The organism is Agrobacterium burrii (assembly GCF_017313405.1).
GTDB lineage: Bacteria > Pseudomonadota > Alphaproteobacteria > Rhizobiales > Rhizobiaceae > Agrobacterium > Agrobacterium burrii.
Genome location: NZ_JAFLNA010000004.1, coordinates 303,879 through 319,772, shown reverse-complemented (window position 1 = coordinate 319,772; position 15,894 = coordinate 303,879). Strand labels below are relative to the sequence as shown.

Below are 15,894 nucleotides of genomic sequence, written 5' to 3'. Positions count from 1 at the left end.
CGACGTCTGTTGAAATCTGGTGGCGGAAGGCTTGCCCTTCCGCCATTTTTGTTTGAAAACGTCACTATAACAATCACGGCGGCTTAAGACCGCGGGGGAAAACTGGCATGAGCGGAGCATTTTCCGCCATAGGTGCGTTCTGGACCTATGTCTCGACACTTCTCGACCCATTTTGCGGTCCGGTCGGTCTCTTCTCGCTTCTCGGAAACGGCACCCTTGTTGCGTGCGGCGACGCAGGCTGGGGCGATGAAATCGCTTTCGGCGTCAAGGTCACGATCTCGCTGGCGCTTGCCACCCTGCCCGTCGGGCTGCTGATCGGCTTCCTCATCGCGCTTGCGGCGCAATCGGAGGAAAAGTCGCTGCGGCTGGCGACCGGCATATATACAACCATCTTCCGCGGCCTGCCGGAACTGCTGACACTCTTCATCGTCTATTACGGCATTCAGATGCTGCTGCAATCGATGGCAGGTTACGTCGGCATCACCGGACCGGTCGAGATCAACGCCTTCGTGGCCGGCATGGTCGCGCTATCAGTGGTGTTTTCATCCTATGCCTCCGAAGTGCTGCTTTCCGCCTTCAAGGCCATTCCCAAGGGTCAATATGAGGCGGGCCACGCCCTTGGTCTGTCTCGCGGCCGCACCATGGTGCTCATCATCATTCCGCAACTGGTCAGGATCGCCCTGCCCGGCATGACCAATCTCTGGGTCATCCTGCTGAAAGACACCTCCTACGTCTCGATCATCGGCCTTGCCGATATCGTCCGCCAGACCGGCATCGCCGCCCGCGTCAGCAAGGAAGCCTTCTTCTTCTACGGCATCGCCTGCCTGCTCTACCTTATTCTGGCCCTTCTCTCTTCCATCGGGATCGGTTTCATCGATCGCTGGTCGCGCAAATCGGAGGTAAGCCGGTGAGCCACATCCAGGAACTCATCCCGCCGCGCCCTGCCCCGGCCATTGCAGACAAACCGCTCAACATATCGCGTATCGTCGGCATCGCCGTCATCACGCTTTGGCTGCTACTCGCCGCCGGGCTGCTCTTCGCCATGATCGAAGGATGGGACTGGGCAAAGTTCGAGCGCTACGGGCCGCGTTATATAGACGGCCTCATCACCACCATCACGCTGGTCGGCAGTTCGATCATTCTCGGCGCAATCCTTTCGGTGCCGATCGCCTTCGCACGCATGTCGAAAAACCGCATCCTCGGCGCACTGGCCTATGCCTATGTCTACGTCTTCCGCAGCACACCGCTTCTGGCACAGCTTTTCCTGATCTATTACGGCCTTGGCAGCTTCCGCCCGCAACTGGAGGCGGTCGGTCTGTGGTGGTTCTTCCGCGAGGCATGGTATTGCGGCCTGCTGTCGCTAACCCTCAACACCGCCGCCTATCAGGCCGAAATCCTGCGCGGCGCAATCCGCAGCGTGCCGCTCGGCCAGCATGAGGGCGCGGCCTCGCTCGGCATTTCGAAATTCATCACCTTCCGCAAGGTCATCCTGCCGCAGGCGTTGATCGTCGCGCTGCGTCCCTATGGCAATGAGATCATCCTGATGATCAAGGGTTCGGCAGTCGTCTCCATCGTCACGGTCTTCGACCTGATGGGACAGACCCGCTACGCCTTTTCCCGCACATTCGACTATCAGGCCTATCTCTGGGCCGCGATCTTCTACCTGACGATCGTCGAGACGCTGAGACATGTCTGGGCCTGGCTGGAAGCCCGCCTGACGCGCCACCTCAAGCGTTAGGCCGAAGCTTGGCAGCACTCATCAACTGAGGCTGCCAACATTTTGAAAAATATAACTATTTTGTGACAGCCCATGGCTTTGGCAAGGTTGGATTAACCCTGTCGTGTTCCCATGTCAGATACAGCGGCAACGCTGTGATCGGCAATCATGGAAACGGGAACCGCCGTCATGAACAAGGACATGGAAATGATGCTGAGAGGCTACGGCCTCACCACCGCCCAGATATTCTACCGCATGCCGGACCATCCGCTGGTTCTGCAGACCTATGTCTGGCAGGACTACGATCTCGCCCCGGATTTTCCCGAAATGCACGGTTTCCTCAAATTCTGGCAGGAAAAGCTCGACGGACCGCTACACTCCGTCCGCTACGTGCACCGACAGGTGATCTCGGCGCAGGAATGGCGCGCGCTGAAAGGGGAGTTCATCATCCACTGAAAACTGTTCCCACATAAACGTTGCGCCAACCACCGTTGCGGCTTACAGCAAACGTCAACTGAAGACGTTATGGATACCGCACGATGACGAAGAACCAGAAAATCGACGAAGAAGCGCTTGCCGAAGCCTATAACCGCGCGCTTGCGCTTGAAAAAGCCGGCGATGTGGATGCGGCGGTAAAAGCCTACCAGGAAGTTCTGGCCATCGACCCGGAAGATCACGGCGGTGCCGCCGTGCGCATCGCCGCCATGGGCCGGGGCGAACAGCCGTCAAAAGCGCCCGACGCCTATGTCGAAACCCTGTTCGACCAGCACGCCGAAGCCTTCGAGGATATTCTTGTCGAACAACTCGGTTATGCTGTGCCGATGATGGTGCGCCAGCGCTTGCAGACGCTCAATCTCGGCCCCTTCAAGCGCCTGCTCGATCTCGGCTGCGGCACCGGCCTCACCGGCGAAGCGTTGCGCGACATGGCTGAGGACATCACCGGCATCGATATCTCCGAAAACATGGTCGAAATCGCCCATGAGAAGGACCTCTACGAGACGCTTTACGTGGCCGAAGCCGAGGATTTCCTTGAGGATAATGACGACGAACCCTTCGATATCATCACCGCAACCGACGTGCTGCCCTATCTCGGCGCGCTGGAACCGCTGTTTTTCGGTGCCGCCGAAAACCTCAATGCCGGTGGCCTGCTGATCTTCTCGTCGGAAACCCTGGACGAAGAGACCTTGGCCGGACGTCCCTATATGGTCGGCCCGCACCACCGTTTCGCCCATGCGGAAGACTATGTCCGCGAACGGCTGGCGGCGACGGGTTTCGATATCCTCGAAGTCACCGACATCAATGTCCGCATGCAGGACGGCAACCCGACACCGGGCCATCTGGTGATTGCCAAGCTCAAGGGCTGATAACTCGGCATTTCGGCATATTTCTTCTCCCCGCCGGGGAGAAGGTGGCCCGAAGGGTCGGATGAGGGGTTAACGTCAGCGATATACGGAGAGCTTGCCCCCTCATCCCGCTGCCGCGGACTTCTCCCCCTCGGGGAGAAGAAACAAGTGGCGCCAGCTCGTGCCAATGCGGCGGGCTCTGCTTTGCTGAATCAATATCTCATCAAGATCGCCCAGCCGATTGAAGAGACTCAACTTTCCGTCGCGGCAAATAAAAAAGCCCTCCCCGGCAACCGGAAAGGGCATTGCTCAAAAACCGGATGAGCGGCGCGTCACTCCTCGCCGGATTTCGGATTATCCAGCAGCATGTAATCAAGCGGCAGTTCCGTCGTATATTTGATCTGCTCCATGGCAAAGGCCGACGACACATCGCGAATTTCGATCTTGGCGATCATCCGCTTGTAGAAGGCGTCATAGGCCGCAATGTCAGGAACGACGACGCGCAGGAGATAATCGACATCGCCGCTCATGCGGTAAAATTCGACGACCTCCGGAAATTCGGAAACCACCTCGGAGAAGCGCTTCAGCCATTCGATCGAATGGGAGGCCGTGCGGATGGAGACGAAAACCGTGACCTTGGTGTTGACCTTGACCGGATCGAGCAGCGCCACGCGCCGGCGGATAACGCCGTCCTCCTCCATCTTCTGGATACGCCGCCAACAGGGCGTCGTGGAAAGTCCGACCTTTTTCGCCAGATCAGCGACGGCCAGCGTGGAATCCTCTTGCAGAATGCGTAAAATCTTGCGGTCTAGGCGATCCAATGCGTCTACCCTCCTGAATTAATTTCCTTTCAATACACTAATTTTCGCATAAAAACAGAAAATTGTTTCACTAAAGCCGCATTTCCACATGTTGTCGCAGAACCGGAAGCAGCTCCTGCGTGAACCACGGGTTCTTTTTCAGCCAGCCGGTATTGCGCCAGCTGGGGTGCGGCAGCGGTAAAATGCCGGGGCCGGAATTGGCATGCAGGTAGCCGCGCCAGTTCTGCACGGTTTCGGTCATGGTTCTGCGCCGCCTTTCGCCCAGATGAAAAGCCTGCGCATATTGGCCGACAGCAAGGATCAGCTCCACCTGTGGCATCGCCGCCATCACCCGCTCACGCCATGCAGGCGCACATTCGCGCCGCGGCGGCAGGTCGCTGCCCTTGTCGTCATAACCCGGAAAACAGAAGCCCATGGGCACGATGGTGAAGCGGTCGAGATCATAAAAGGTCTCGCGGTCGACATTCAGCCATTGCCGAAGCCTGTCGCCGGAAGCGTCATTAAAGGGCAGTCCCGTCTCGTGCACACGCAGCCCCGGCGCCTGCCCGGCAATCAGGATGCGGGCCTTCTTCGACATGACAACCACCGGCCGCGGTTCATGCGGCAGGCAATCGGTCATGCCCCTGACAGGTGCGTCACGACAGATGCGACAGCGGGCAATCTCGCCGCGCAACTCATCCAGCCCATCATCAAACCTTGGCATGGATTGGACCAGCTCAGCCATGCGACCATCCCAGAAGATGGCGGATGACGGTCAGGAAACCGGCCGCCGGTGTCTCGATATCCGCTGCGCGGTGCTCGCGCCGCCATTGCGAAGGTTTTTCGAATTCGCCCGCCCAGATGCCCCGCGCCTCCCGGCGCGCTGCTGCCTGTTCGCCGGAAAACTGGAAATAACCGGAAGCGAGGGCAAAACCCGCCGACACCATGTCCGCCGAAATATCCCTGCCGCCGGCGGCGCAATAGACGAGCAGCCGCCCGTAACGGTCCCGCGAACTGCCGGAACAGGAGAAATCCTGCGCCACGACCAGCCGTTGCAGCACACGGCGTGCCTCCTCCCCGCAGGGCCAGGTTTCAGTGCCGCGCCGGCATGTCTGCGACAATTCGGGCGCATCGATGCCCAGCAGACGAAACCGTTCTTCACCCTTTGCAAGCGTATCGCCGTCGATTACGAAGAAACGGCCGCCATAGGTCTCGCTGTTGATCTGATCGAGCTTGGCGGCAATCAGGATACCGAGAAAAACCGCAGCAAGAAACAGCCCGCCGTCGCGGAACGCCGAAAAACCCCTGCGTCTGCCTCCGTTTCGTCCCATGTAACAACAAACCCTTGTCAGAAATGGCAAACAAATCCTTTCACGGCAGCATCTTCTTAAGATTTTAAGCGTAGCCTGCAAGGGTTCATGTCACCTGCGTTGTAACAATGAGTAAAAGCGTCAGCACGTCCACCGACAAGATCATCGTCGACCGCTCGAAAAAACACCGCAACAAGGCGGTTTTCGACACGGTGAAGACGACGCGTGAACGCCTGCAGCAAGGTGCTGGCGGAAGTGACGCCTATGAACGCGAAATGCTGACCATGCACATCGCCGAAGCCCTTCAGGGCGCGATGATCATGCCGCTCTTCATTGTACTTGCCTCCATCATCGGCCTTTACATCACCCGTGACATCGGCCTGATCGTCTGGTCGCTGGCTGCGCTGAGCTTCCATGCCATGTCGCTGATACTGGCAAAACGGGCAGCAAAACAGGAGATCACGGCCGAAAATCTCCAGCACTGGAGAAATCTCTTCCTCGGCATGCAGATCCTCATCGGCTGCGCATGGGCCATGTTCGCACTGGCCGAACCGGTGCGCAACGACCCGACGCTCGTTCTCTTCTTCAAGGGCGCAACGCTGCTGATCGCGCTTTCGCTGACCGCCATGGCCAATTTCATGCTGCGGCGGGCGACGTTCATGACTTTCCTGCCGGTGCTGGCAGCGCTGTGCGTCACCTCGGCCATCTCGCGTAATCCCTTCGATCTCGGCCTTGCGCTGATGTTCGGTATGGCGATCCTGTTCTGTCATCGCATCACCAGCCGGCTCTACCAGACCAGCGTCAAACTGCTCTCTTCCCAGACGGAAAAGGACGACCTGATCGCCGAACTCGAAGTCGCCAACTCGGTTTCGGATGAGGCGCGGCGGCGCGCGGAAGAGGCCAATCTGGCCAAATCGCGTTTTCTCGCCTCCATGTCGCATGAGCTGCGCACCCCGCTCAACGCCATTCTCGGCTTCTCCGAGGTCATGGCGTCAGAAGTGCTGGGTCCGCTCAACAATCCGCTCTACAAGGAATATTCCGGCGATATCCATCGCTCCGGTCAGCATCTGCTCGATCTCATCAACGAAATCCTCGACCTGTCGCGCATCGAGGCCGGCCGCTACGACTTGAACGAAGAGTCGATCTCGATGCTGGAAATCGCCGAGGATTGCATCGGCATGATCCAGCTGCGCGCCCGCGCCAAGACCATCAGGATTTCGCAGCAGTTCGAAGGCAGCCTGCCACAGGTCTGGGCGGATGAAAAAGCGATCCGGCAGGTCATCCTCAACCTTCTCTCCAACGCTGTGAAATTCACGCCCCAAGGCGGCGAAATTCTTGTGAAAGCGGGCTGGACGGCGGGCGGCGGGCAATATGTATCGATCAAGGATAACGGCCCCGGCATTCCCGAGGACGAAATTCCGATTGTCCTGTCCGCCTTCGGTCAGGGATCGATCGCCATTAAAAGCGCCGAACAGGGAACCGGGCTTGGCCTGCCCATCGTTCAGGCCATTCTCGCCAAGCATGACGGCCAGTTCATCCTGAAATCGAAGCTGCGCGAAGGCACCGAAGGCATCGCCATCCTGCCGGCAAAACGCGTATTGCAGAGCCTGCCGGCCGTGGAAGAAACCCACGCGATCCAGCCGCGCCGCCGATCCTTCGCATAAGGGCTTAACGCCTCAGAAGAACAGCGTCGTCACCAGCGAATAGAGCACGAAAAATCCGTTCGCCATCAACAGGCAGAAGACGGCGAAGGAGCCGAGATCCTTGGCATGTCGTCCGACCGAGGAAATTTCCGGCGAGATGCGGTCCACCAGCTCCTCGATCGCGGTATTGAGCGCCTCGATCGCAAACAGCAGCAGCATCAAAACCGTAAAGACGAGGAGATGCGCAAACGGCGCGCCGACGACCAGAAGCAGGGTAAGCCCGACGCCGAAGGCCAGAACCTCATGCCGGAACGCCGCTTCCTGCCACAGCCGGCCCAGTCCCTGCACGGAATAGCGGGCCGCGGCGAACAGATGCCGCCAGCCCTTTTCCTTGCGGAAAACGGGCTCGGGTTGCTTCTTGTGCGGCGTCGCGTCCATCTTTGACCTCAATGATCGGTACGGGGGCTGATGTGGGTATCCACACCCGCCGCTTCAAAGGTCGCCATACCGGAGTGGCAGGCAGCCGCAGCCTTGACGATACCGGCGGCCAGAGCCGCACCCGTGCCCTCACCCAGCCGCATGCCAAGCGCCAGAAGCGGCGTCTTGCCGAGCTTTTCGACGGCTGCCAGATGGCCGGGTTCGCCAGAGACATGGCCGATCAGGCAATGGTCGAGCGCCGAAGAATTGGCGGCCTTCAAGAGAGCGGCAGCGGCAGTTGCCACATAACCGTCGATCAGCACGGGAATGCGCTGCACGCGGGCGGCGAGGATAGCGCCGGCAATCGCCGCAATCTCGCGCCCGCCAAGGCGGCGCATGATTTCGAGCGGGTCGGACAGGTGGTCCTTGTGGAAATCGACGGCAGCCTTCACCGCCGCGATCTTGCGGGCCATGACCTCACCTTCGGAACCGGTGCCGGGGCCGGTCCATTCTTCCGCCGTGCCGCCATAGAGCGCCAGATTGATCGCCGCTGCAATCGTGGTGTTGCCGATGCCCATTTCACCCACACAGAGGAGATCGGTGCCACCGGCAATCGCTTCCATGCCGAAGGCCATGGTGGCCGCGCAGTCGCGCTCGGAAAGAGCGGGTTCGCAGGTGATATCACCGGTCGGATAATCAAGCGCCAGATCGAAGATTTTCAGGCCCAGATCGTTGGTGACGCAAATCTGGTTGATCGCCGCGCCGCCGGCTGCAAAATTCTCCACCATCTGCTGGGTCACGGAGGTCGGATAGGGCGTAACGCCGTGCCGGGTGACGCCGTGATTGCCGGCAAAGATCGCCACCAGCGGGCGGGTGACGGCGGGCGAACGGCCCGACCATGCGGCCAGCCACATGGCGATTTCTTCCAGACGGCCAAGCGAACCGGCAGGCTTGGTCAGCTGCGCATTGCGCTCCTTGGCCGCCACCAGCGCATGCGCATCCGGGCCGGGAAGCTCACGCAACAGCGCGCGAAAATCGTCGAAGGGCAATCCGCTCATGCTCATGGTGTCGGTCTCTTTCGTAGCCGGGTTGGCTGTCGCATCGGCTCATGCGTCCGGAACTTGTGTTTTCCGGCAAATCGGTCTTTGTTGCGCCTCTCATAATCGCGGATGCGCCGCGGAACAACCGGAAATGCAAGTGCAGCAACGGAGACAGCATGAAGGCCCGGGATTTTATAACAGATGTCATGCATTCCGTTGCCTTTCTCAGCCGCCTGCCGGTGCCTGCACGGTTTTTCGGCGATGTTGACGGCCTCTCGATGCGCCGCACCGCCCGCGCCTTTCCGGCCGCAGGCCTGCTGATCGCCCTGCCCGCCGCTTTTCTGGTGGTTGTTTTTGCCGCCTTCGATGCCTCGCCGCAACTCACCGGCTGGCTTGCCATAGCCCTGACGGCGCTCATCACCGGTGCACTGCACGAGGACGGGCTGGCCGATATGGCCGATGGTTTCGGCGCAGGCAAGGACAAGGCGCGAACGCTTGAGATCATGAAGGACAGCCGCATCGGCAGCTATGGCACCATCGCCATGATCCTCTCCTTCGCGCTGCGCGCCACCGCACTCGCATCGCTCATCGAGACCCTGCCCGCCAAAACCGCCGCCGCCAGCCTGATCGCAGCGCTTGTCATGAGCCGCGCTCTTATGGTGTGGCACTGGCAGGCCCTGCCCGCCGCCAAAACCTCCGGCATCGCCGCCGGCGCCGGCCAGCCGGGGACAAGCGAGCGCAACATCGCGCTCGCGGCCGGGCTGCTGGTCTTCATCCTCTTCACACTGCACGCTTTGCCTATTCTGTCGATTGCACTTGTGCTGGCGGCAGCCTTTCTGGCCTCAATGCTGTTCGCCAGGTTCTGCGACGGGAAGATCGGCGGTCATACCGGCGATACGATCGGCGCCTGCCAGCAGATCACGGAGATCGTTACTCTCGTCGCCCTTGCCCTTGCGGCGTGACGGCCTGATATAGATCAGCATGGAAACACCCTGCATTCACATCTGCCGCCTTGACGCGACCAACAGCCTCTGTATCGGCTGCGGCCGCACGCTGGATGAAATCGGCGGCTGGGCGGGTTATAGCGACGAGAAACGCCGCGCAATCATGCGGGCGCTGCCGCAAAGACTGGCAAATTTGAGCGAGACCGCCAAGGAGACGCATACCGCATGAACAGGCTGACCATCGTTCTCCTTCTTCTGGCAGTGGGTCTTGGCCTGCTTGTCATCAATCACGATGGCGGCCGCACCCTTGGCATCGATAATGATCAATTCGCGCAGGTGCTCTATCTGGTACCCATTGCCGGCCTCCTGTCGGCCGGCATTCTGGCCGGGAGACGTGGCAGCCTCGGCACAGTCATGCGCCAGCTCGCCGTCTGGCTCGTCATCATCCTCGGCCTCGTTTCCCTCTATCTCTATCGCTACGACCTGCAATCCTTCGGCGACCGGCTGCTGGGTGGCCTGATGCCCGGCCGCGCCGTGGTGGTGACGACATCAGGCGGCGAACAGGAGATCGTGCTGCACAAATCGATGAGCGGCCATTTCGAGGCGAATGTCGGCGTTGATGGCAAGACGATCCATATGCTCGTCGATACCGGCGCAAGCTCCGTGGTGCTGGCCAATGCCGACGCGGCCGCAATCGGCATCGACACCGGCAGCCTGCGCTATACCGTACCGGTCATGACCGCAAACGGCCGCACGGCAGCTGCCCCCGTCACCCTGTCGGAAATCGGCATCGGTCCGATCGTGCGCCGCAACATCTCTGCCCTCGTCGCCCAGGATGGCCAATTGGGCCAGAGCCTGCTCGGCATGAGCTTCCTGTCGACGCTCGGTTCGCTGCAGATGCAGACGGACGAATTGCGATTGCGGGACCGCTAAACCGCAGGCATCAGGGGCTACGCCTCGGCACGCCGCATTCGTCATCGGCCGCGGAAAGGAAATACCCCGTTTCGGGCACAATCGGAATGTTCTTTTCGCACTGACCTATCGCGACAGAGCATTCCCCCTTGATTCCTTCCCATTTGATAATTTATGTTGGTGATGTTCTCAGGGCGGGGTGCAATTCCCCACCGGCGGTATCGGGATTTGTCCCGGAGCCCGCGAGCGCTTCCGGTCTCCAAAGCCAGAAGGTCAGCAGATCCGGTGAGAGGCCGGAGCCGACGGTATAGTCCGGATGGAAGAGGACAAGGCATAAAGACGCCCGCGTTTCGTGGGCTTCGCATTGCATTGTTCGCCCAAGGGATATTTGGCGCTTCTTGAAGCGCGAAAATGCCGCAAAACGGCATAACCCCTTGAAAGGCTTGAAATAGAATGACCATTGCTAAAATTGAAGACGCGATCGACGCCATTTCCCGTGGCGAGATGGTGATTGTGGTTGACGACGAGGACCGCGAAAACGAAGGCGATATCATCGCCGCTTCCGACAGCATTACCCCGCAGCAGATCGCTTTCATGATGAACCATGCGCGCGGGCTGATCTGCGTTGCCCTGCCGGGTGAACGTCTCGATGCCCTCGACATTCCGCTGATGGTGTCGCGCAATACCGAATCCCTCAAGACGGCCTTCACCGTGTCGGTGGACTATATTCCGGGCACCACCACAGGCATTTCCGCCGCCGACCGGGCAAAGACAGTGCGTGCGCTGGTGTCGGAAGGCTCGCGCCCGGATGACTTCGCTCGCCCCGGTCATATCTTCCCACTGCGCGCCAACCCGGACGGTGTGCTTGGCCGCACCGGCCACACGGAAGCAGCCGTCGATCTCTGCCGTCTTGCCGGAAAATTCCCGTCCGGCACCATCTGCGAAGTCGCCAATGACGACGGCACCATGGCCCGCCTGCCGCAACTCGAAGTCTTCGCCGAACGCCACGGCCTGCTCGTCGTGACGATCAAGGACCTCGTTTCTTATCTGAAGGGCGAGGTTGTCGAGGACGTGGTGCAGAAGCAGGTCGCCTGATCTGCTGCTAGTGTTGTGAATACGAAAACGCCCGGCTGGAGCCGGGCGTAAAATTGGAAGTAGACCTTACCTCTTACGCAACGTCATCCTCGGCCCTGTGCCGAGGATCTAAACACGTCGAATGAAATCAATACGTTGCAGATCCTCGGGACAAGCCCGAGGATGACGGCAGTGGATTTTTCGGACTTCATCAGTCGTTGAAGCTGGGCTACCATGCCAACCCTACCAGCAGCAGAAACCGCCATCCACCAGCAGGTCCACACCTGTCACGAAGCTCGCGGCGTCCGACAGCAGGAAGATCGCCGGGCCGACCATTTCGTCCACGCCCGCCATGCGCTGCATCGGCGTCTGCTCTTCGAAGAGCTTGGTCTGGTGCACCATTTCCGGCCGGGTGTTCATCGGCGTTGCGGTATAACCCGGCGAGATGGTGTTGACGCGAATGCCGCGCCCTACCCATTCCATCGCCATGGATTTCGACATGTGGATGACGCCCGCCTTCGAGGCGTTGTAGTGGCACTGCATCAGCCCGCGATTGACGATGACGCCGGACATGGAGGCGATGTTGACGATCGCCCCACGGCCGTTTTTCAGCATGGCATTGGCTTCCGCCTGACAGGAGAGAAAAACGCCCTTCAGGTTGATGTCCATCATCGTCTGGAACTGGCTTTCCTCCATCTCCTCGGCCGGATTGGCATTGGCGATGCCGGCGGCGTTGACGGCAAGCGACAGCGCGCCGAGTTCAGCCTCCGTGCGGGCGACGGCTTCGGTCAGCGCCTGCTTGCTGGTGACGTCGGCGGCGATCTGGATCGACTTGCGGCCGGCCTTGGCGATGAAATCGGCCGTCTGCGCCAGACCGTCATCGGTACGGCGATCAAGCAGCGCGACATTGGCGCCGGACTGGGCAAGCCCCATGGCGATCCGCTGGCCGATGCCGGAACCGGCGCCGGTGACAAGCGCCACCTGACCGGAAAGATCGAACAGTTTCGGCGCGTTGAGCGTGATGGTGGACATCGCTATTTCCTTCTTCAGATGGTTGCCAGTTCCATGACCGAGACGTCGTTGGCGTCGTCGCGGTTAAGGATGCCGGCCTGTGTTCCCTGCGCAAGCACGAGGATGCGGTTCGAAACGCCCAGCACCTCTTCCAGATCGGAGCTGACGACGATGACGGCTACACCGTCCTTCGCCAGACCGACGATGATATCGTAGATGCCAGCGCGCGCGCCGACATCGATGCCGCGCGTCGGCTCGTCCAGCACCACCACACGCGGATTGCGGGCAAGCCATTTGGCGATGACCACCTTCTGCTGGTTGCCGCCGGAAAGATCCGACGCCGGCTGTTCGCTGCGGCCCTTGACCCCGAATTTGGCGATAGCTTCCTTGGTAAAGGCGCGCTTGATGCGCGGCGTGATCCAGCCCGTGCCAACGCGGTCGAGATTGGCGTAGATCAGGTTTTCACCGATCTCGTGCTCCACCACGAGCCCCTGCAGCTTGCGGTCTTCCGGCACCATGACGATGCCCTTCTCTATGGCATCCGCCGGGCTTTTCAGCGTCAGCACCTTGCCATCCAGCAGCACCTCACCCGCGCTCGTCGGATCGGCACCGGAAATGGCGCGGACCAGTTCGGTGCGCCCCGCACCGATCAGGCCGGCAATGCCGAGAATTTCGCCGGCGCGGACGCCGAAGCTGATATCGCGGAACGCGTTGTTCGCGCCGGTCAGCCCCTTGACCTCCAGCACCACCTTATCCTGCGGCTCAGGCAATGCTGGGAACAGGCGTTCCAGCGAGCGGCCGACCATGCTTTCGACGATGGTGCGCACCGGCGTCGCGCTGTCGGCAAATTCATGCACGCGCTCGCCGTCGCGCAACACGACGATGCGGTCGGTGATCTGTCTGATTTCTTCCATACGGTGGGAAATGTAGATGATGCCAACACCCTCGGCGCGCAGCTTGCGCACCTGCTCGAACAGCGCCTGCGTTTCCGCGCCACCGAGTGCGGCCGTCGGCTCGTCGAGGATCAGGAGCTTGGCGTCAAGCGCCAGCGCCTTGGCGATCTCGATCAGCTGCTGGTTCGCGGTCGAAAGGCCGCCCACCTTGCGGGTGGCGGGAATGTGAAGATTGAGGCGCGCCAGCTGCTGCTGGGCTCTGCGCACCATCTCGGCGTTGTCAACAACGCCGTTTTTCATGAGCCAGCGGCCGATGAAGACGTTTTCAGCGATGGAAAGCTCCGGCAGAAGCTTCAGCTCCTGATGAATGAGAACGATGCCCTTGTCGATCGCCTCGCGCGGCGATGCCGGCGCGTAAGGCTGACCAAGCCAGGTCATCTTGCCTTCGGACGGCTCGCGCGAACCCGCGATAATGCCTGACAGCGTGGACTTGCCCGCGCCGTTTTCACCGAGCAAGGCCACCACCTCGCCCGGATAGACGTCGAGATCGACGGCCTTCAGAACCTCGAGCGGACCGTAACGTTTGCTGATGCCACGGAGCGAAAGAACCGGCTCGCGCATGACGGGACCTCCCAGGGAGCATTCACAGCGGACAGAGGCCGCAGCTTTGCGTCCGAATTGCGTAAAGACGAAACAATGATAACCCCGCGCATCCAACGGACACGCGGGGGCAGAGATATTACGGATGGTTGGCGATAAAGCCTTCGACGTTTTCCTTGGTGGTCAGCGTCGCATCGGAGAGCTGCACGGCCGGAACCTTCTCGCCGCCGACGATCTTGACCGCCATTTCGACAGCCATGCGGCCCATCTTCTGGGTCTGCTGCGTCGCGGTCACGTCGAAGACGCCGTTCTTCAGCGCTTCAAGCGCTGCCGTGTCGCCATCGAAACCACCGACGACGATCTTCTGCGAAGGGTTGGCAACCTTGATTGCCTGTGCCGCGCCAAGCGCCAGACCGTCGGCCTGTGCAAAGACGATGGAGACATCGGGATTGGCCTGCAAAAGGTTCTGCATGATCTGGAAGCCTTCGTCCTGGCTCCACATGTTGGACCACTGTTCGGCAACCACCTTCACGCCGGCATTGGCCTTGACCGATTCCATGCAGCCCTTGGTGCGGTCCACTTCCGGCGTCGTGCCCTTCTGGCCATGAATGATGACCATCTTGCCGGCGCCACCGGCCTGCTTGATGATGTAGTCGCACACCGACTTGGCGGAAGCGACGGAATCGGTTGCAAGGAAGGTATCGCCCGGTGCGCCATCGGCATTGCGGTCGATGTTGATGACCGGAACGCCGGCGGCTTTCGCAAGCTTCACCGGAACGGTGGCGGCAGCGGCGCCAGCCGGAATATAGATCAGCGCGTCGATGTTCTGGGTCAGCAGATCCTGGATCTGGTTGACCTGCGTCGGGCCATCGCCCTTGGCGTCGACGGTGACGACGGAAATGCCGCGCGTCTTGGCTTCGGCTTCGACGGCCTGCTTGATCTGGTTGAAGAAGTTCGCCTGCAAATTGGCGACGGCAAGGCCGATCTTCTTGACTTCGGCGGCGTTGGCAGAGCCGAGCGACAGGGCGAGAAGGGCGGCGGATGTCAGCAGAATGCGTGAAAATTTCATGATTATTCCTCCATTTGTTGATTTTTGACCCTCGGGCAGATCGAACCTCCTCCCCTCCGGCCGTTTTTCACGCCTCCCGTATCGGGAGGTCTTTTATTGCGCGGACGGCTCATCACCGTCCGCAGGCAAATTCAGCTTCTGCGGCGGCGCAGCGTTTCAGCGCCCACGGCCAGCACGATGACGACACCGATGATGACCTGCTGCAAAAAGGGAGAAACGTTGAGAAGATTGAGGCCGTTGCGCAGCACGCCAATGATCAGCACGCCGATCAGCGTTCCGCCAATGCCGCCCGCACCACCCGAAAGCGATGTTCCGCCGATGACGACGGCCGCAATCGTATCCAGCTCGTAACCGAAGCCGCTGGAGGGCTGCACAGAGTCCAGACGCGCGGCGAGCACGATGCCGGCCAGACCGGCAAGAACCGCACAGGCGACATAAACGCAGATCGTCACCAGCGGCACGTTGATGCCGGCAAGACGCGCCACTTCCGGATTGCCGCCCACCGCATAAACGGTACGGCCTTCGGAGCGGAAGCGCAGGAAAAGCCAGGTCACGAGAACCACGACCAGCATCAGCAGCACGGTTGCCGTCAGCACGCCGAAATGACGGTCGATGGCGAGCATCATGAACCAGTCAGGAAAACCGACGATCTGCTGGCCGTCCGTGATCATATTGGCAAGACCGCGCGCCACCGACATCATCGCAAGCGTGGCGATGAAGGCCGGAACCCGGAAGGCGGTCACGAGAATACCGACCACAAGACCGCAGGCGGCAGAGGCGATCAGCGCCAGCACAATGGCCATACCCATCGGCATGCCGGCGACATTGGCCGTCCAACCCATGATCATCATCGACAACGCCAGAACCGAACCGACAGACAAATCGATGCCGCCGAGCAGAATGACGAAGGTCATGCCGACCGCCATGATGCCGAGAACCGTGATCTGGTCGAGAATGTTCAGGCCGTTTCGAAGCGACAGGAAGTTTTCGCTGGTGAAGGTGAGGAACACACACAGCAGCAACAGGCCCAAAAGAGGTCCGGTCGCACCGCTTAACCAGGCAAGCGGGCTTCTGGTGTGCGTGACCCCCTCATTGCGTTCAAGCGCGGACATGGCTCCTCC

At 60.4% G+C, this 15,894-nt stretch carries 19 protein-coding genes and 1 riboswitch; of the genes, 10 read left to right on the top strand and 9 right to left on the bottom strand.

Translation table 11 applies throughout. From position 1 onward, the window contains the following. The first annotated feature begins 107 nt into the window (after window positions 1-107). The 5 genes from JZX89_RS10490 (at window position 108) to JZX89_RS10470 (ending at window position 3,384) form a co-directional block, all read left to right on the top strand. Window positions 108-911 carry an ABC transporter permease gene (locus JZX89_RS10490; RefSeq protein ID WP_153514079.1) on the top strand — a complete coding sequence of 268 codons (804 nt, stop codon included), beginning with the start codon at window positions 108-110 and terminating at the stop codon, window positions 909-911. Next, a complete protein-coding gene (locus JZX89_RS10485; protein ID WP_149897299.1) occupies window positions 908-1,738 on the top strand; it encodes an ABC transporter permease in 831 nt (276 codons plus the stop codon). Before JZX89_RS10490 ends, JZX89_RS10485 begins: the two co-directional genes overlap by 4 nt. A 168-nt stretch (window positions 1,739-1,906) precedes the next feature. Beyond that, complete coding sequence (locus JZX89_RS10480) at window positions 1,907-2,173, top strand: usg protein (RefSeq protein WP_142840668.1); 267 nt, start codon at window positions 1,907-1,909, stop codon at window positions 2,171-2,173. Window positions 2,174-2,256: 83 nt separating this feature from the next. Then, window positions 2,257-3,081: a class I SAM-dependent methyltransferase gene (locus JZX89_RS10475; RefSeq protein ID WP_207134003.1), complete on the top strand. Its 825-nt coding sequence runs from the start codon at window positions 2,257-2,259 to the stop codon at window positions 3,079-3,081. A gap of 147 nt (window positions 3,082-3,228) precedes the next feature. Next, window positions 3,229-3,384: a hypothetical protein gene (locus JZX89_RS10470; RefSeq protein WP_207134002.1), complete on the top strand. Its 156-nt coding sequence runs from the start codon at window positions 3,229-3,231 to the stop codon at window positions 3,382-3,384. Between the two features lie 8 nt (window positions 3,385-3,392). On the opposite strand, the gene JZX89_RS10465 is transcribed toward JZX89_RS10470, so the two are convergent. From JZX89_RS10465 to JZX89_RS10455, 3 genes are all read right to left on the bottom strand, one after another. Then, window positions 3,393-3,881, bottom strand: coding sequence for an Lrp/AsnC family transcriptional regulator (locus tag JZX89_RS10465; protein WP_003507846.1), 489 nt, complete (start codon window positions 3,879-3,881; stop codon window positions 3,393-3,395). A 70-nt stretch (window positions 3,882-3,951) separates the two neighbouring features. After that, on the bottom strand, window positions 3,952-4,605 hold the full coding sequence (locus JZX89_RS10460; protein ID WP_207134001.1) for a uracil-DNA glycosylase family protein: 654 nt from the start codon (window positions 4,603-4,605) through the stop codon (window positions 3,952-3,954). Next, window positions 4,598-5,191 (bottom strand): thermonuclease family protein, encoded by a 594-nt coding sequence (locus tag JZX89_RS10455; RefSeq protein ID WP_149897297.1) that lies wholly within the window; start codon window positions 5,189-5,191, stop codon window positions 4,598-4,600. The genes JZX89_RS10460 and JZX89_RS10455 overlap by 8 nt, the downstream gene beginning before the upstream one ends. A 107-nt stretch (window positions 5,192-5,298) precedes the next feature. Here JZX89_RS10455 and pdhS2 point away from each other — a divergent pair, with 107 nt between their 5' ends. Next, complete coding sequence (gene pdhS2, locus JZX89_RS10450) at window positions 5,299-6,834, top strand: two-component system sensor histidine kinase PdhS2 (RefSeq protein WP_153514083.1); 1,536 nt, start codon at window positions 5,299-5,301, stop codon at window positions 6,832-6,834. Between the two features lie 12 nt (window positions 6,835-6,846). Here the strand turns inward: pdhS2 and JZX89_RS10445 are convergent, their stop codons facing one another. Together JZX89_RS10445 and cobT are read right to left on the bottom strand one after the other, a co-directional pair. After that, complete coding sequence (locus tag JZX89_RS10445; RefSeq protein ID WP_207134000.1) at window positions 6,847-7,251, bottom strand: diacylglycerol kinase; 405 nt, start codon at window positions 7,249-7,251, stop codon at window positions 6,847-6,849. Window positions 7,252-7,259: 8 nt separating this feature from the next. Further along, complete coding sequence (gene cobT, locus JZX89_RS10440; protein WP_153514084.1) at window positions 7,260-8,294, bottom strand: nicotinate-nucleotide--dimethylbenzimidazole phosphoribosyltransferase; 1,035 nt, start codon at window positions 8,292-8,294, stop codon at window positions 7,260-7,262. A gap of 152 nt (window positions 8,295-8,446) precedes the next feature. Between cobT and JZX89_RS10435 the strand changes: the two genes are divergently transcribed. The 4 genes from JZX89_RS10435 (at window position 8,447) to ribB (ending at window position 11,221) form a co-directional block, all read left to right on the top strand. Next, window positions 8,447-9,232: an adenosylcobinamide-GDP ribazoletransferase gene (locus JZX89_RS10435; protein ID WP_153514085.1), complete on the top strand. Its 786-nt coding sequence runs from the start codon at window positions 8,447-8,449 to the stop codon at window positions 9,230-9,232. 19 nt (window positions 9,233-9,251) lie between these two features. Further along, a complete protein-coding gene (locus tag JZX89_RS10430; RefSeq protein ID WP_149897292.1) occupies window positions 9,252-9,443 on the top strand; it encodes a DUF1289 domain-containing protein in 192 nt (63 codons plus the stop codon). Continuing rightward, on the top strand, window positions 9,440-10,147 hold the full coding sequence (locus tag JZX89_RS10425; protein WP_207133999.1) for a TIGR02281 family clan AA aspartic protease: 708 nt from the start codon (window positions 9,440-9,442) through the stop codon (window positions 10,145-10,147). The genes JZX89_RS10430 and JZX89_RS10425 overlap by 4 nt, the downstream gene beginning before the upstream one ends. Before the next feature lie 160 nt (window positions 10,148-10,307). After that, window positions 10,308-10,458: riboswitch (FMN riboswitch) on the top strand. 121 nt (window positions 10,459-10,579) lie between these two features. Beyond that, on the top strand, window positions 10,580-11,221 hold the full coding sequence (gene ribB, locus JZX89_RS10420; RefSeq protein ID WP_207133998.1) for a 3,4-dihydroxy-2-butanone-4-phosphate synthase: 642 nt from the start codon (window positions 10,580-10,582) through the stop codon (window positions 11,219-11,221). 222 nt (window positions 11,222-11,443) lie between these two features. On the opposite strand, the gene JZX89_RS10415 is transcribed toward ribB, so the two are convergent. The 4 genes from JZX89_RS10415 to JZX89_RS10400 form a co-directional block, all read right to left on the bottom strand. Continuing rightward, the gene (locus JZX89_RS10415) at window positions 11,444-12,232 is read right to left on the bottom strand and encodes an SDR family oxidoreductase (protein WP_065115987.1); all 789 of its coding nucleotides are present in this window, start codon (window positions 12,230-12,232) and stop codon (window positions 11,444-11,446) included. A 14-nt stretch (window positions 12,233-12,246) separates the two neighbouring features. Continuing rightward, the gene (locus tag JZX89_RS10410; RefSeq protein WP_207133997.1) at window positions 12,247-13,725 is read right to left on the bottom strand and encodes a sugar ABC transporter ATP-binding protein; all 1,479 of its coding nucleotides are present in this window, start codon (window positions 13,723-13,725) and stop codon (window positions 12,247-12,249) included. A 118-nt stretch (window positions 13,726-13,843) separates the two neighbouring features. Beyond that, window positions 13,844-14,773: a sugar ABC transporter substrate-binding protein gene (locus tag JZX89_RS10405; protein WP_149897287.1), complete on the bottom strand. Its 930-nt coding sequence runs from the start codon at window positions 14,771-14,773 to the stop codon at window positions 13,844-13,846. A gap of 131 nt (window positions 14,774-14,904) precedes the next feature. Beyond that, the gene (locus JZX89_RS10400; RefSeq protein ID WP_149897286.1) at window positions 14,905-15,885 is read right to left on the bottom strand and encodes an ABC transporter permease; all 981 of its coding nucleotides are present in this window, start codon (window positions 15,883-15,885) and stop codon (window positions 14,905-14,907) included. Between the last annotated feature and the right edge of the window lie 9 nt (window positions 15,886-15,894).

Coding starts and splice junctions, on each gene's coding strand:
- JZX89_RS10490 (WP_153514079.1), top strand. CDS start 108: ATGAGCGGAGCATTTTCCGCCATAGGTGCGTTCTGGACCTATGTCTCG.
- JZX89_RS10480 (WP_142840668.1), top strand. CDS start 1,907: ATGAACAAGGACATGGAAATGATGCTGAGAGGCTACGGCCTCACCACC.
- JZX89_RS10475 (WP_207134003.1), top strand. CDS start 2,257: ATGACGAAGAACCAGAAAATCGACGAAGAAGCGCTTGCCGAAGCCTAT.
- JZX89_RS10460 (WP_207134001.1), bottom strand. CDS start 4,605: ATGGCTGAGCTGGTCCAATCCATGCCAAGGTTTGATGATGGGCTGGAT.
- JZX89_RS10455 (WP_149897297.1), bottom strand. CDS start 5,191: ATGGGACGAAACGGAGGCAGACGCAGGGGTTTTTCGGCGTTCCGCGAC.
- pdhS2 (WP_153514083.1), top strand. CDS start 5,299: ATGAGTAAAAGCGTCAGCACGTCCACCGACAAGATCATCGTCGACCGC.
- JZX89_RS10445 (WP_207134000.1), bottom strand. CDS start 7,251: ATGGACGCGACGCCGCACAAGAAGCAACCCGAGCCCGTTTTCCGCAAG.
- cobT (WP_153514084.1), bottom strand. CDS start 8,294: ATGAGCATGAGCGGATTGCCCTTCGACGATTTTCGCGCGCTGTTGCGT.
- JZX89_RS10435 (WP_153514085.1), top strand. CDS start 8,447: ATGAAGGCCCGGGATTTTATAACAGATGTCATGCATTCCGTTGCCTTT.
- JZX89_RS10430 (WP_149897292.1), top strand. CDS start 9,252: ATGGAAACACCCTGCATTCACATCTGCCGCCTTGACGCGACCAACAGC.
- JZX89_RS10425 (WP_207133999.1), top strand. CDS start 9,440: ATGAACAGGCTGACCATCGTTCTCCTTCTTCTGGCAGTGGGTCTTGGC.
- ribB (WP_207133998.1), top strand. CDS start 10,580: ATGACCATTGCTAAAATTGAAGACGCGATCGACGCCATTTCCCGTGGC.
- JZX89_RS10415 (WP_065115987.1), bottom strand. CDS start 12,232: ATGTCCACCATCACGCTCAACGCGCCGAAACTGTTCGATCTTTCCGGT.
- JZX89_RS10410 (WP_207133997.1), bottom strand. CDS start 13,725: ATGCGCGAGCCGGTTCTTTCGCTCCGTGGCATCAGCAAACGTTACGGT.
- JZX89_RS10405 (WP_149897287.1), bottom strand. CDS start 14,773: ATGAAATTTTCACGCATTCTGCTGACATCCGCCGCCCTTCTCGCCCTG.
- JZX89_RS10400 (WP_149897286.1), bottom strand. CDS start 15,885: ATGTCCGCGCTTGAACGCAATGAGGGGGTCACGCACACCAGAAGCCCG.